We start from the raw sequence: 13,896 nt of genomic DNA, 5'->3' as shown, positions 1-13,896 counted from the left end.
TTTTGCTCCCCCTTATCGTTTCAGCTTTGGGTCAAGGGCATCCCGAAGGCCGTCCCCAAACAGGTTAAATGCAATGACTGCCACGATTAAGAACAGACCCGGGAACACGGAAATATGCCATGCGTCCCTCATATAGGTCCTTGCCGTGGTAAGGATTGCGCCCCACTCCGGCTGGGGCGGCTGTACGCCCAGTCCCAGATAGGACAGACCTGCCACTGCCAGGATGGAATCGCCGATTCCCAGGGATACCTGCACCAGGATTGGAGCCAATGCATTGGGCAGTATGTACTGGAACAGAATGGTGCCGTCCGATGCGCCTACGGCCCTGGCCGCCTCCACAAATTCGCTGTCCTTTACCGTGAGCACCGCTGCCCTGGCAATTCTGGCGTATTTGGCAATACCCGACACGGCCAGCGCCAGTAACAGGTTGAAGGTGCTGGTTCCCAATGCAGCAACAATGGCCATGGCCAGCAGCATATAGGGTACTGCCAGCAGCACGTCCATGACACGCATGATAGCGTTATCGGTCTTGCCGCCGTAAAATGCAGCTATCATGCCAAAGGGCGCTCCCATGAGCACGGACAGCGCAATGGCCACCACGCCGATGGCAAACGAAAGCTTGGTTCCCCACAGGATGCGCAAAAGCAGGTCGCGGCCAAACTCATCGCATCCAAAGGGATGGGCCAGGCTGGGCTTTGCCAGACGCAGTGAAAGGTCCTGCTTTATGATATATTCGTTGTAAAAAGAATAGTTCGTAATCTGGTCAATGGCCAGTGTTGTAAGGATTGTAACTATGAACAGGACAATGATAACCAGACCCACCACGGCCAGCCGGTTGTGCCTGAACTGAATCACCGACTGCTTCCACAGGGAACGCACCTTTTCATCCTGTCCCAAATTGTTCTCTGTTTTCTTTAATGTGCTCATTTTTTCTTTGCCCTCTTCCATGATGATTGATATTCAGATTTAATCCTGGGGTCCAAAAATGCATACAGAAGGTCAACAATCAGGTTCACGATTGTAAACAGGATTGCCAGTGTCACCACGCTTCCCAGCACAGCAGGCGTATCCTTGTAGGAAATGGAATCCACCACAAAACGGCCTACTCCGGGCCAGGAGAATATGGATTCCGTCAGCACGGAACCTCCCAGCAGGGTTCCGAAGTTAAGTCCTACCACAGTGACAATGGGAATCAGGGCATTTTTTAACATGTGCTTCCAGATGACCGCGCTTTCCGTAAGGCCCTTTGCCCTGGCCATGTCAATGTAATCCTGGCGCACTACCTCCAGCACGGAGGAGCGGGTGGTGCGGGCAATCAGCGCGGCATAGCCGCACCCCAGCGTCAGGGTGGGCAGAATCAGGCTTATCAGATTATCCGGAAATCCGTGCTGCATGCCCGAAGACGGCAGCCAGCCCAGATTCAGCGAAAAAATAATGACAAGAATCAACGCAAACCAAAAGGTTGGCACTGCCATCAGGAACAGGGTGATAAACATGGTGATATTGTCCAGGGTGGAATACTGCTTGATGGCAGATATGATTCCCACCGGAATGCCGATGATGACAGAAAATATGATTCCTGAGGTTGCCAGCACCACGGTGTTGCCCAGACGTCCCATAATCAGGGAAAACACGGCCTGGCCGTTGCGGTAGGATGTGCCTAAATCCCCATGGAGAAGTCCAAGTATGAACCGCCCGTACCGCACCAGGAACGGGTCGTTCAGCCCCATGGAATCCCTCAGCGAGGCAAGAGCTGCCTCCGTGGCATTGCTGCCCAGAATGATACGCGCCGGGTCGCCAGGAGCAAGGTCCATAATGGTAAACACCAGGAAGGTTGCTCCGATTAACACCGGTATTGCAAATATAATACGTTTGATGATGTATCGTAACATGATACGCGTCCTTTCTCAGTGATTATTGTACCTGCCAGCGGTACATCTGCAATTCAATGGCCTCACAGACCTCATGAAGCTGTCCCGTCATCCTGTTTCTCTGGCGGATAAAATCCGTCTGGGACATCAGGTAGCGGTCCTCAGGCGTATTGTCCCTGTGCACCCCCAGCAGGGAAGAAAACACTGCGTAAGGTTCATGCTCCACTGCATAGTCATGTCCGTAGGGACTGGAATATGTATATTTTAAGCGCACCAGCTCTCCCGCTGTCCGGATGAGTATGGCGTCCGCATCCTGCTGCGGATATGCCCGGACCGCATCAGACAATTTCTTTACAGCTTCCTGTGTTCTGGCAATGGCAGCCTGCACCGGCGCCACGTCGAAATCCGGATCCAGTTCTCTGCCGAATGCATCAAAATAAGCCTGCATTTCATCCATAAAACCTTCCATGTCTATGGGAAGGGGCGTTTCCATGGCATAGCGGAGCACCAGCCTTGCCGCTATCTCACAGTCCCGCGCCAGCACATCATCCCCAATCTTGTCCAGGGTATCCTCCTTTGTGTGCCACCAGTAAAATGGGCCGCCCACCCCAAAGGCAGCCGGCATGGCAGCCGGCCTTAAGATATCGCCGGTCTTTCCAGGCTGCGGCGTGGTCCCGTCATCCATGTAGAACTGGGGCGCAATGGAAACCGGGGTCATGGCTCCCCAGAAGGTCTGGTCGCTGGAACGGTCCAGGGCCCTGTAGGGAAGAGGCTTGCGGCTGTTGTAAGGCGCAAGGAATTCATCATTAAACGCCTCTCCCTCCATTCCGGTCATATCAAAACGGACTGCATTGCTTCCCATACAGCCGCAGATGTCCATGTTGATGTGGGCCACACAGTGCTTCCTCAAATATTCATAGTGATGGTCGCAGAACCAGGTGGAGCCGGAGTAGCGTCCGTCCGAATGGCCGGACCACCAGGCAACCACCACGGTACGGTTCAGCTTTTCCTGGAACTTCTTAAGTGCCCTGGCTGTCTCCAGCATCAGAACATTGGCCGCGCCATTGTCCGTCATGCCCTCATACCAGGAATCGTAATGTCCGCTGAGAAGCACGAAGCTTTCACTCTTACCGGGAATCGTTGCCACCGGCATGCTGGACCTTACGATGCGGTTGTCCATGGCCACGTCCATCTGCACGGTCACAGCTGTATTTCCAGCCGTATTTTCATCTGTACTTCCAGCTGTATTTCCTGTCATCCCAATCAGCTTCAGGCCGTCCTGTCCCAATATCTGCACATAGGGAAGATAGGGATACAAATCCCTGTCGCGGCTTCCAGGCATTCCCCACACACCGCCCATGGTGTCGTGATGGTGGATGTCCTTGGGCCATATGGCGATGATGCCCAGGGCTCCTGCCCTTGCAGCTTCATAATAAAAGGGAAAGCTGATATCATAGGTCAGGACAATCTTTCCCTTAAACGCACTGAACCGTTTTTCCTGTTCCACGCCGGTCAGCGGGCCTTTGTCGCACATCCAATCCCAGACCAGCTCACCCTCAAGCCCATGGGCTTCGCCGCTGTACACAGCCGCAATGGCCTCCACGGTGAAATCAAGCTCTCCCGGTTTCTTTACACGAACAGAAGCCTGTACAGGCAGGCTTCTCATAAGCTCATAATAATGCCTTTCATACCCGATTCCCGCTGCTTTAAGCTCCTGAACCAGGTAATCCACGGCTGCTTCCCCGGCCTCTGAACCGGAGTATCTCTCCAATCTGCTGAAAACCTCAGCATCCTCCTTCATCCTGCCAAGATTCAGTTCCCGCAGGATTTCTTCTTCCATTTCTGCCCAGCTGTCCATATTCATTCCTTAACTTTCCATGATTATAAAATTTTTGTAAAAACCACATTTTTTAATTATAAATAGGCCCATTTACATAGTCAACCTATTTCGACAATTTTCCCCTGAATTTAGCGTTTTCTTTTATGCAATTTTACCCCCACCTGTATGGATATTACCAGGGAAACAGGGGAAACAAAAAAGCCTGATGCCATTGCTGGCAGCAAGCCCTGAAATCAGATTCATATTCCAGCCCTTTTCTATCTGACGGCAATGTACAGATAACAATGGGCCTTTCCATCTTTTGTATATTCTGCGGGAACCGCGCTCTCATAATCCGCGGTAAAGCACCGGTCTATGGTCCCCTCCTTTTGCTGGGCCCACACTGATTCCCACGCCCTCCTGGTACATCTGCCGATGTCGCCGTTTTCATCCGCCTCATCATATTTACGGTACTGTCCCATTTTCACCTTTTCTTCCATTTCCCATCTCCGCTGATATCCTTCTGCCGCGGTCTATATTTCTGTTATGTTACCACACCAAACACGACAACAGTATGTCATATAAACTTCACCTTAGCTTATAAATGAATGGCTCATAATATAAAATTCTTCCTGGCTCGGCAGGTGCTTTTTCTCCATTTTTTCCAGGGTGTCATCGTACTTGCGCGCTTCTTCCTCAGAGATTGCCATGACAGGACTGTCATGATACACCCAACGCCTGCCGTCCAGTACATCCGGCACCAGTTCCTTAACCATCATTGCCGCCGGATAGGTTCCGTTCTCCAGGCAGACATTAAACTTTTTACAGCTTTTGAACCCGCGGCTCACATAATTCATCGGACTTCCAAATATGACAATCACATCATACCCAAGGGATACCGCCTGTTTAAATGAATGTTCCATAAGCATCTTCCCGTACCCCATTCTCTGGTATTCAGGTGCAACAGAAACAGGTCCGAAGGTTAGAATCTCTTTTTCCTCCCCGGCCTCATCCACCAGCCTGGCCTTTGTATACATGATATTTCCAATTACCCGGTCATCCAGCTCAAGCACAAAATCCAGCTCCGGTATAAAATCCTCATGCCCGCGCATGATATGAACCAGATAATGTTCACTGCATCCGGGTACATACATATTGTAAAATGCTTTCCTGGTAATATCCTCAACCGCTTTATAGTCTGATTCCATTTCATTCCGTATCTTAATCATGATAAATTACCTCGTTCAATTTCCAGCCGGTCCTGTCCCTCTTCGACGGGGCCTTACCTGGCAACACTATATCCGTGACGCTCCAGAAGTTCCAGCGCCTGTTCAAAATCATCCGCCTTCGTCATAACATAATCTGTATTATAGGTGGATACCACAAAAATCCCAATCTTATGTTCAGCCAAAATAGAGGATATCCCGGCCAGGATACCAATCAGGGAAAAATCCAGTTCTCCCTGAATCCGGAAAACCCGCCATCCGTCTTCCCTTGAAACCGTGTCCCCGGGAATACTCTCAGTCCTGCATACCAGGGATATCTCCTCATCTGTCCTGCCCAGGAAATACAGGTCGTCCTCCATCCTGGCCTGTCCTATATTACTAAGCTTGCAGACTGAAAATGCTCCCTCTATCACCTTTATTTCCATGTTTCCGAATCTCCTTTTCCCTTTATATCCCTGTCAGGCATTTTTCCCGACCCTCTTTCGCACATATGGAAAATGGCTTAATATGAGCGGGAAGGGCCTGTTCATTTCTTTGTTCCATACTTTCCGGCCAGCCGCTCCAGGGGTCTGACCGCCAGATGATCCACCAGCATGGAACATGCCAGGGACAAGAAAAAGGTCACAGCCGTGGAGGCCAAGGTTCCCACTATATAATGGCGGGCCAGCATATTCTTTAACAATACCGGATTCACATAGTAGCTGAGGATAAGGAAATGAATCAGGTAAATGGAAAAACTGTATCTGCTGATGAAGCTTCCCAGCTTTCCTGCCCATGCAGGTATCTTCCCGCCATAAAATTCAAACAGCAGGAATACGCCGGAACAGATGAATACCATGGCCGGTGATTTGTGCGGACTCTGGGGAACCCACCACGAAAGACCCATATCCGCAGCCACATCCATAGCCAATCCAAAGACTGCCAGAACCGCGAATACCGGAAACTGTTCCTTCCTGCATAAACGCTTAAGTCCGTATCCCAAAAGGAAATAGTAGACCCACCCTGTATACAGCACAAACTGCGCCCATGGCTTCACATCCACCCCAAGAATTTCTCCTGCAACCTCCGCCGCGTGGATTCCCAGCATCAGAAACAGGAATATCTTCATTTCCCGGTCTGTCATGTTCTTAACCATCCTGGCCAGGAACGGTGCACATATATAAAAGGATACGATGGCATACATGAACCACATATGGCCTGCCCTGGGAATCCCGGCTGTCAGCACCTGTCCCAGATATCGCCCTGCATGTTTCCAAAGTGGCAGGACCACCCTGTCCGCATGAACATTGTAACAATAGTAAATCAGGCCATAGACCAGAAACGGAATTCCCACTGTAATAAGACGCTTTCTGTAAAATTCCCCTATCCGCCCGGTTCCCCGTTCCAGCAAAAACATGCCGCTGAGCATAAAATAAATTCCCACAAAGGATAGCAGGAAGGGAGTCATGACACTGTTAAACCACCATTGTCGGGGGCTGGCCGTCTCCACCGGCATGGCATGTACCATGATGATTGCCATGACTGAAACGGCCCGCAGGCAGTCATATCTTGGGTCCCTTGTTCTTAGGTCCCTTGTATTTGAATTGCAGCTCCCCGGATTCTCAGGAGCCTTTTCTGTCTGTCTCATATGTAAAACCTTCTCTTCTGCCTTTTTCGTTTTCCCTTTTCTGCTGTGATACCTATGATTCGGTACAAATCTGTCCGTCCAGGCAAAGCTCCATGCCTACCCCCACTTCCCCTATGTCCAAGGCATCCTTCATAGTCTCTATCATTCTTGCCTTTGCCTTCAGGGAAACACAGTGACAGGGGTAGATTCGTTTGACGCCGCAGCATTTCAGATAATCAATTGTGCGCTCCAGCCGCTCATCTGCATCAAAGAGGTGAAATCCTCCTATGATGCCGAGAATCCGCTGCCGGCCGCATACCTCCCTGGCATACCGGACTATGTTGCAGATACCGCTGTGGGAGCATCCTGTTATAATAAAAATGCCCTCCGTCCCTCTGTAAACCAGGGCGGAATCATCTCTCACATAGTCATCCTGCCATATCCCCTTTATCTTTGTACTTCCAATGGCCCGCCTCTTTTCAAAGTCCACTGTGTCCGGTATCTCCCCCAGGAACACAAGCCTGTCCGAGATGGCAAACGGTCTGTCACACGGCCTGTATCTGCAGATGGCAGCCATGTCTGCAGCAGAGTATGGCGCGCCGATGGATTCCCCGTCAAACACTTTTTCATCAAAACAGGCCGGGTGGGCAACGACCTCCATTCCCGACATATCCATCTGTTTGTTCAGGTACTTAAGCCCTCTTGTGTGGTCATTGTGGCCATGGGAAAACACCATATGGGTTACACGGCCAAGGTCAATTCCCAGGGCCTCTGCATTTTTAAGAAATACATCCGAATACCCGGCATCAAACAGCAGGCGGATGCCGTCACATTCAATATAATAACTGACTGCCGGCTCTCCCAGATAATACCGGTCTATGTATGTATTATTATCAGCCAATACCCTTAATCTCATTGCAGCACCATCCTTCCAAAGGTAGTCTGATACTCTATTCTACCATAATCCCGTCCTGCCGTCCATGTTTCCATTCACGTCCACGTTTCCGTTTGTGTCCGTATTTCCTTCTTACACTTCCTTTCCTTCTTCCCCCATCACTCCCCATTTACCTGATTCCTTCTGTAAATATCCTGCCTATCACACTCGGACAACAGCCTTTCGACCAAAAAGGAAATCGCAAATACCACTGTCAGGTTGAGAACAAACCGGCAGGACGCAAACCTGATTCCCAGGGCCGACATCTCAAAAAACAGCAGCGGAATCCGGATGCTCACGCTGGAGCACAGGAAAATCAATACATTGGAAATACGCCCTCCTTTTTTTAACAGAAGGCCGGCAATGGGAAGCAGTGCATAAACAGGTACTGCTGTCAGCATTCCCAGCAATAGCGATATTCCCATCCCGGAGGGACCTGATTTCTCACCCATGATTTTTATCATTCTATCCTTTTCAATCCAGACATCCATCAGTCCCACACACAGAAATACCGGAACCAGATTCCAGATAAATTGTCCAAGGCCGGCACCGGTATAGGCCATTATCTCCCCGGACCGTTCCGGTATCAGAATGAACACTGCCAGACAGACCGCTGCCATCACCTTCCAGGCTCCCTGTGTACCCGCTTTCTTCATCCGGTTCCTCATACTATCACCCCCAGCAGAAAAGATGTGGCAAATGCGAACAAAAAGAAGAACAGATTTCTCAGTATTGCTGCTTTGGCTCCCATATATTTCACCTCCAGCGGAATGGTGATTATTCCTACTGTTGTCAATGTGGAAATGAATACTGCCATCTGTGCTGTACCCGCCCCATTTTTAAGCAGCTCCGATACCACCGGAAAAACAGCCAGAACCGGCACAAGGGCCGCTGCACCTGCAGCTGAGGCCAGAAGCATTCCCCGGATTCCCGACTCCGCTCCCACAAGAGTCTGAACCGCATCAGGCGGCAGAACCAGAAACCCGGTGCCTGTAATCAGCAGAATAGCCAAAAAATAGGGAAGTACCCCCATCATCATGAGTAACGCCTTTCTGACCGCCTTTTTTGTTTTTCCCCGGTCCCTCCTGAGAGAAACAACCATCAAACCTGCGGAAAGGCCGTAAAAAAATATGGTAAAACCTGTGTTCATCCCTGATTCCTCCTTTATATGCCTTTTTGATTGCATGTATCTGTCGATTATAATACAATACAATCAGGAGGTAAGTTGCGCAGGCAACCAAATAACAATGGAACAATACATTCAAACAATCAAAACAGCCAAACTTTTTGACGGTCTTTCCCAAAAGGATACATACCGTCTTCTGGCCTGCCTGAAAGCACAGCCGGTTGAATATGCCAGGGATACAGTTGTTGTGGAGGAAGGCTGTCCCGTAAAAAAGTTCGGCATTCTGCTGAGAGGCAGGGGAAGGTCATACAAAACAGATTCCCAGGGACACACCCTCACAGTCACGCTTTTAAAAGAGGGAAGTGAAATCGGCGTCATCCTGGCCGCCAGCCCAGGCCGCAAAAGCCCGGTGTCTGTTACCGTGAAGCAGAACAGCCTGGTCCTGTTCATACCCTATGACCGTCTCATAAACAATTGCACCAGAAACTGTATCTGCCACAGACAGCTTCTTAAAAACTTCATGGGAATTGTGGCTGAAAAAGGACTGGTGCTTCATGAACGGCTGGACTGCCTGCTCCGCCCCACTGCCCGGGATAAGATTCTGACCTATCTTAAGAAATTCTCTGATTCACAGACCGGTGTTCCGTTTACCATTCCTCTGGACCGAAACGCCATGGCTGAATATCTGAACATGGACCGCAGCGCCCTTTCCAGGGAGCTGTCCTGTATGAAAACAGACGGAATCATTGATTTTTACAAATCCACGTTCCGTCTGCTTAACCGATGCTAATTTAACTGACACACATCCGGATAATTGGCAGCAACCTGCACTGCCGCAATAAGGCCGGTATCATGACTACATATCCATGCCTGTCATGTACAGGGGAATCACATTGATAACCGGCTCTTCGTACGGATGGATGTTCTTTATGGCAGCCAGGGTTTCCTTTAGCCGCTCAGCCCTGCAGGTCACCTCTGCTTTCAGCTCCGGCTCCGTACTGATGCTGCCGCAGTTTCCAATATACGGTCTGCTTCCCTCTAACGGCCTCCAGCAGCCTGTCACCGGACTGTATGACATGCAGCTGTCATAATTTCCTATGTGGCCGGCATCCACATCCTGAAGCGCCTTTTGCAGTGCCCCCAGATGTGTCTCCGGTATGAATATTTCCAATTTACAACAGGTAAATGACTCCATGACATCCCGCCTTTCTCTGTCCTGATTTCCAGTTTGTTCTCATTGGCATTCTGTGAGCTGACTGGATATGGGGGTGGTTTGAATGTAAGTATTTATCCATCCTAAATCCGGCATGAAAGGCCCATGGCCCGTTCAGCCCATTGAGAATCACGCAGAATGGCCCGTCCAACGCCAATCAAATCTGCCGCCCCTTCTTCCAATAACCGCTCCGCCGCCGCAATATCCGTAATACCTCCTGTTAATATAACCGGAACAGACACCGCATCTTTTATTGCCTTTGTAACCTCCCTAAAATAGCCCTGCTCGTTTTCACGTCCTTTTACCGAATATCCAGTTAATCCCCCTGAAATGTCCAGAATATCCACACCGGATTTCTCAAAGACCTTTGCTGCCTCAAGTGCATCAGCCAATACACTGCCGCCCTCCGCATAGTCCAAAGCCCCAAAGCGAAGTAAAATCGGAAAGTCCTCCCCAACTGCCGCGCGGACAGCGTAAATGACCTCCTTGTGAAACCTGATTCTTCCCTGCAATCCGTTCCCATATGCATCTGTCCTGTGATTTGATAATGTAGAATAAAACTCATTCAGAAGATATCCATGGGCTGAATGGATTTCCACTGCATCACATCCTGCTTTTTTGGCTCTCACAGCCGATGCCGCAAACTCTCCTGCAATGGTCTTTATTTCTTCCGCCCCAAGTTCATGTCCGGCTATAAACTTTTTTCCCGGCCTTATGCGTCCCTCATCATACATTACAGATGGACCTGCATTTTTCTCCCCCAACACCCCCAGGGCCCCTGCGTGATTTATTTGTGCAGTCACCTTAGTCCCGTTTTTATGTATTGTCTTAACCAGAGCCGCCACACTTTCAACGGTCTCATCCGTTGCCAAAGACAGTTGATGATTCACTGCCCTCCCACGCGGGGATATGAAACAATGTTCTAACACAGCCATTGATATATAGCCGCCCCGTGTCTTTTCCCCGTAATACTTTAACAGCTTTTCTGTAGCCATGCCGTTTTCATCTGCTGCATTTGTAGCTATTGGCGGAAAAATCAACCGGTTTTTAAATATCAGTTTTTTTGTTTTTAAGCTTGACTGTATAATTGACATTCATTCCTCCCTGTTCACCATTAACAATTGTTTCAAAAGCCTATCACTCATATGACTGATAGGCCCATAATTAATCCTTATCCTAAACTGATATGATAGTATCCCTTCAGAATTCTTATCACAGATTCCACATCCGGACCAGCTGTCGGTGACTCCGGCAGATATGATGAGGTGACCTTTGTATCCTTCACGCCACTTGCTGTAATCAAAAGCACCACCTTCTCTCCCTGCTTAATCTTACCTTCAGATAAAAGTATTTTTAGTCCTGCAAATGCAGCAGCTGATGCTGATTCACAGTAAACGCCTTCCTTTTCAGCCAGTTCCTGCTGTGCTGCATTTAACTCATGGTTGTCTGAAAGCGTTGCGGCAATGCCATTTGAATGTCTCAGAGCATATAATGCATGGTATGTTCCCCAAACCGTTGACATGGATGAAGCAACACTTCCCCAGCCTTCCACCGGTTTGATTAAATCACTTCCGGAATTATATGCCTTTGCCACTGGTCCATAATCCTCTACAGAAACCATTTGAGGAATCTTATCAATAAATCCCATCTCTTTTAACTCAGAGAATCCTTTCATGATTCCAAATAATGCATCGCCATAACAGATTGGCACCACGATTTTATCCGGAAGAACATCCATCTGTTTAAAAAGCTCATACGCAATCAGTTTATATCCTTCCATGCCCCAGGCATTACTCCCTACAATCGGAACCGTATAATTGGTAGCCGGATACCACCCATATTCATCCACCATGTATTTTAAGACTTTCCATCTTTCCTCTCCGGTTTCCACCCCAACCACACTGGCTCCATAAATCTGCATGAAGGTTTCCAGCGTTTTATTTACCCCCTTCACGGTCATTATGACACATGGAAGCCCTGCCTTTGCTGCAAATGCAGCTCCGGATGCCCCATTATTTCCAGTGGAAGCATAGATAACACCGGGTGCATTCACCTCAATGGCCTTATTTACCAACACTGCGTTCAAACGGTCTTTATGACCCCATGTTGGATTGCGGGTTTCATCTTTGATGTACAGCTCAACCCCTAATTCGCAGCTCAAATGCTCCATTTTTGTCAAAGCTGTGTTGCCTACTCCAAGGTCCACCAATTTCTGCTTCCCTTTGAACGGAAGCAGCTCACGGTATGTCTCCATATTGTCCTTTGGGAACATCTCCATAAAGGTATCCTTCCGTCCATTGGTTTTTGGCAAGTCATACATGGGAGTCACATTTGAGACAAACTCACTTGTCCTGCAATCCGGACACCCCTCAAAAAGGTCCTCCCGTTCAAATACATGACCGCATTTTAGACATCTAACTTTTCCAGTATACATAAGCACACTCCTCAGGCATCATGTGTTACACACATGCGATTGCTTCAATCTCAATACCAGCTCCCTTTGGAAGGGCTGAGACCTGTACACAGGAACGTGAAGGAGGATTATCACCAAAGAACTCACTATATGCCTGATTCACCTCACTAAACAACGCCAAATCCGTAACATAAATGGTCGTCTTCACGATTTTCTCAAACGAACTTCCTGCCGCTGACAGAATCGCGCCGATATTTTGCATTGACTGTATGGTCATTTCTTTTGCACTTCCTGCCTCCATAGCTCCTGTCTCAGGGTTAACAGGAAGCTGGCCTGAAACAAAGATGAAGCCATTCATTGATATTCCCTGAGAATAAGGACCAACTGCTGCCGGTGCTTTTTCTGTTGATATAATACTCATAATAATCTCCTTTTTGTGATGTAATGTAGTTCAAACAGACAGAACATGCTGTCTAAAACTGAATTTCAATCAAATTTCCTGATGTTTTAGTCAACCGGTATGTACCATTCCCGGTAACCTGCAGGGTATCTTCCACCTGGACGCCTCCCCAGCCAAGAATGTAGTATGGTGTTTCAATACACAGCACCATGTTCTCCTCCAACTCATCCTTTGCATCCGGCGCAACAGACGGCGAATCATAAATTTCAAGTCCAATTCCGTGACCACAGTGACTCCTGCGGTAATTCGGTATTCCCCTTCTCACTGTTCTGACAGCGGTATCGAAAACCTCTTTGCAGGCTATGCCGGGACGCATAGACTTAATAGCCTCAATCTCCCCCTCCCGTATCCAACTGTACATATCTTTAATCCTGGCAGCAGCCCCTCCAATCGCAACTGTACGTGAAATATCAGATTTATATCCCATATAGTCACATCCCAAATCAAACCTTACATGGGAATCAGCTGTAAGCCCTAAATCCGTATTGACAGTATCCACATTTGCAGTCCGGATGTCTATGGTTGCCACACAAAAGAACGGACTGCCGCCCAACGCATACACTTCCTGGTTAAATCTTGCTTCCATTTGTTTTTCTGTCATTCCCACATGCATATCCCTGACCACAGCATCAATTGACTTTTCTGCAATTTCCGCAGCACATTCCAGACATAAAATCTCTTCCGGATGTTTAATTTTTCTCGCCTCACTAAAAATGAATGCAGCGGGTATGAATTCATACTGTGGGAATTCCTGCCGCAGATAATTCCACAGCTGAATGGTGGCAATACTTTCATCCAGACCGATTCGTCCTCCTGACAGGCCGCAGTCCCGGATGGCCTGAACCAGCGCCGCCCCCGCATCTTCAAAGCACGCCTGTTCCAAATCCCGCACAGCCTCTGCCAATCCCTCCGGATTATTAACACAATCATAGCGAAATGGCCCATAGCAGTAGTAACGATAATCCCCCAGCCTCTCATAAGCTGCCACTGCCTCCCCATAACCAATTATAAGAGACGCGTTTTCATTTCTCATATCCATCACAGAATAAGTCTGCGTACGATGAAGCATGGTTCCGCCCACGCATGTAAAATCCGTCATATATGTAATGTTCTCATGCAGACTCGCAATTAAAATATCCACACCATACTGTTCAGCATAACGCTTAAGACGCGCCAATTTATAACCTTTTAATGTAACCGTCGACATTATATGCTCCTCCTATCCGGC

15 protein-coding genes and 1 pseudogene are annotated in these 13,896 nt (G+C 48.7%); 1 reads left to right on the top strand and 15 read right to left on the bottom strand.

The genetic code is table 11. From position 1 onward, the window contains the following. Nucleotides 1-12: 12 nt before the first annotated feature. From I2H39_RS25910 to I2H39_RS25865, 10 genes and pseudogenes are all read right to left on the bottom strand, one after another. Entirely contained in the window at nucleotides 13-927 is a 915-nt protein-coding gene (locus tag I2H39_RS25910) for an ABC transporter permease (RefSeq protein ID WP_138308895.1), read from the bottom strand. After that, a complete protein-coding gene (locus tag I2H39_RS25905; RefSeq protein ID WP_138308897.1) occupies nucleotides 924-1,892 on the bottom strand; it encodes an ABC transporter permease in 969 nt (322 codons plus the stop codon). The genes I2H39_RS25910 and I2H39_RS25905 overlap by 4 nt, the downstream gene beginning before the upstream one ends. A gap of 22 nt (nucleotides 1,893-1,914) precedes the next feature. After that, a complete protein-coding gene (locus I2H39_RS25900; protein WP_243281844.1) occupies nucleotides 1,915-3,711 on the bottom strand; it encodes a M28 family peptidase in 1,797 nt (598 codons plus the stop codon). Nucleotides 3,712-3,968: 257 nt separating this feature from the next. Then, a pseudogene (locus I2H39_RS25895) lies at nucleotides 3,969-4,193 on the bottom strand (AraC family transcriptional regulator); the annotation flags it as partial. Between the two features lie 90 nt (nucleotides 4,194-4,283). Beyond that, on the bottom strand, nucleotides 4,284-4,919 hold the full coding sequence (locus I2H39_RS25890; RefSeq protein WP_195627897.1) for an N-acetyltransferase: 636 nt from the start codon (nucleotides 4,917-4,919) through the stop codon (nucleotides 4,284-4,286). Between the two features lie 53 nt (nucleotides 4,920-4,972). Further along, nucleotides 4,973-5,341, bottom strand: a complete 369-nt coding sequence (locus tag I2H39_RS25885; RefSeq protein ID WP_138308908.1) for an ACT domain-containing protein — start codon at nucleotides 5,339-5,341, stop codon at nucleotides 4,973-4,975. Nucleotides 5,342-5,442: 101 nt separating this feature from the next. Beyond that, on the bottom strand, nucleotides 5,443-6,543 hold the full coding sequence (locus tag I2H39_RS25880; protein WP_195627896.1) for an acyltransferase: 1,101 nt from the start codon (nucleotides 6,541-6,543) through the stop codon (nucleotides 5,443-5,445). 52 nt (nucleotides 6,544-6,595) lie between these two features. Next, entirely contained in the window at nucleotides 6,596-7,438 is an 843-nt protein-coding gene (locus I2H39_RS25875) for an MBL fold metallo-hydrolase (RefSeq protein ID WP_138308912.1), read from the bottom strand. Nucleotides 7,439-7,575: 137 nt separating this feature from the next. Then, a complete protein-coding gene (locus I2H39_RS25870; protein ID WP_227147492.1) occupies nucleotides 7,576-8,112 on the bottom strand; it encodes a permease in 537 nt (178 codons plus the stop codon). Between the two features lie 8 nt (nucleotides 8,113-8,120). Then, the gene (locus I2H39_RS25865) at nucleotides 8,121-8,606 is read right to left on the bottom strand and encodes a hypothetical protein (RefSeq protein WP_138308917.1); all 486 of its coding nucleotides are present in this window, start codon (nucleotides 8,604-8,606) and stop codon (nucleotides 8,121-8,123) included. Between the two features lie 97 nt (nucleotides 8,607-8,703). Between I2H39_RS25865 and I2H39_RS25860 the strand changes: the two genes are divergently transcribed. After that, entirely contained in the window at nucleotides 8,704-9,372 is a 669-nt protein-coding gene (locus tag I2H39_RS25860) for a Crp/Fnr family transcriptional regulator (protein ID WP_227147489.1), read from the top strand. A gap of 66 nt (nucleotides 9,373-9,438) precedes the next feature. On the opposite strand, the gene I2H39_RS25855 is transcribed toward I2H39_RS25860, so the two are convergent. The 5 genes from I2H39_RS25855 to I2H39_RS25835 form a co-directional block, all read right to left on the bottom strand. Next, nucleotides 9,439-9,777: a cytochrome C biogenesis protein gene (locus I2H39_RS25855; protein WP_195627895.1), complete on the bottom strand. Its 339-nt coding sequence runs from the start codon at nucleotides 9,775-9,777 to the stop codon at nucleotides 9,439-9,441. 101 nt (nucleotides 9,778-9,878) lie between these two features. Next, the gene (locus tag I2H39_RS25850; protein ID WP_195627894.1) at nucleotides 9,879-10,889 is read right to left on the bottom strand and encodes an NADH:flavin oxidoreductase; all 1,011 of its coding nucleotides are present in this window, start codon (nucleotides 10,887-10,889) and stop codon (nucleotides 9,879-9,881) included. A 77-nt stretch (nucleotides 10,890-10,966) separates the two neighbouring features. Further along, a complete protein-coding gene (locus I2H39_RS25845) occupies nucleotides 10,967-12,229 on the bottom strand; it encodes a pyridoxal-phosphate dependent enzyme (protein WP_195627893.1) in 1,263 nt (420 codons plus the stop codon). Between the two features lie 25 nt (nucleotides 12,230-12,254). Further along, nucleotides 12,255-12,635, bottom strand: coding sequence for a RidA family protein (locus I2H39_RS25840; protein ID WP_347708610.1), 381 nt, complete (start codon nucleotides 12,633-12,635; stop codon nucleotides 12,255-12,257). Nucleotides 12,636-12,681: 46 nt separating this feature from the next. Further along, a complete protein-coding gene (locus I2H39_RS25835) occupies nucleotides 12,682-13,875 on the bottom strand; it encodes a Xaa-Pro peptidase family protein (RefSeq protein WP_195627891.1) in 1,194 nt (397 codons plus the stop codon). Nucleotides 13,876-13,896: the final 21 nt, after the last annotated feature.

The organism is Clostridium sp. 1001283B150225_161107_B6, assembly GCF_015556325.1.
Classification (GTDB): Bacteria; Bacillota; Clostridia; order Lachnospirales; family Lachnospiraceae; genus Enterocloster.
Note: the sequence above shows the minus strand (reverse complement) of the source record. Positions and strands in the feature narration are given on the sequence as shown.

Excerpts from the sequence above, each read along its gene's own strand:
- I2H39_RS25835 (WP_195627891.1), bottom strand. The coding sequence starts at position 13,875 with ATGTCGACGGTTACATTAAAAGGTTATAAATTGGCGCGTCTTAAGCGT.
- I2H39_RS25910 (WP_138308895.1), bottom strand. The coding sequence starts at position 927 with ATGAGCACATTAAAGAAAACAGAGAACAATTTGGGACAGGATGAAAAG.
- I2H39_RS25900 (WP_243281844.1), bottom strand. The coding sequence starts at position 3,711 with ATGGAAGAAGAAATCCTGCGGGAACTGAATCTTGGCAGGATGAAGGAG.
- I2H39_RS25845 (WP_195627893.1), bottom strand. The coding sequence starts at position 12,229 with ATGTATACTGGAAAAGTTAGATGTCTAAAATGCGGTCATGTATTTGAA.
- I2H39_RS25875 (WP_138308912.1), bottom strand. The coding sequence starts at position 7,438 with ATGAGATTAAGGGTATTGGCTGATAATAATACATACATAGACCGGTAT.
- I2H39_RS25865 (WP_138308917.1), bottom strand. The coding sequence starts at position 8,606 with ATGAACACAGGTTTTACCATATTTTTTTACGGCCTTTCCGCAGGTTTG.
- I2H39_RS25855 (WP_195627895.1), bottom strand. The coding sequence starts at position 9,777 with ATGGAGTCATTTACCTGTTGTAAATTGGAAATATTCATACCGGAGACA.
- I2H39_RS25890 (WP_195627897.1), bottom strand. The coding sequence starts at position 4,919 with ATGATTAAGATACGGAATGAAATGGAATCAGACTATAAAGCGGTTGAG.
- I2H39_RS25880 (WP_195627896.1), bottom strand. The coding sequence starts at position 6,543 with ATGAGACAGACAGAAAAGGCTCCTGAGAATCCGGGGAGCTGCAATTCA.
- I2H39_RS25860 (WP_227147489.1), top strand. The coding sequence starts at position 8,704 with ATGGAACAATACATTCAAACAATCAAAACAGCCAAACTTTTTGACGGT.
- I2H39_RS25885 (WP_138308908.1), bottom strand. The coding sequence starts at position 5,341 with ATGGAAATAAAGGTGATAGAGGGAGCATTTTCAGTCTGCAAGCTTAGT.
- I2H39_RS25905 (WP_138308897.1), bottom strand. The coding sequence starts at position 1,892 with ATGTTACGATACATCATCAAACGTATTATATTTGCAATACCGGTGTTA.
- I2H39_RS25850 (WP_195627894.1), bottom strand. The coding sequence starts at position 10,889 with ATGTCAATTATACAGTCAAGCTTAAAAACAAAAAAACTGATATTTAAA.
- I2H39_RS25870 (WP_227147492.1), bottom strand. The coding sequence starts at position 8,112 with ATGAAGAAAGCGGGTACACAGGGAGCCTGGAAGGTGATGGCAGCGGTC.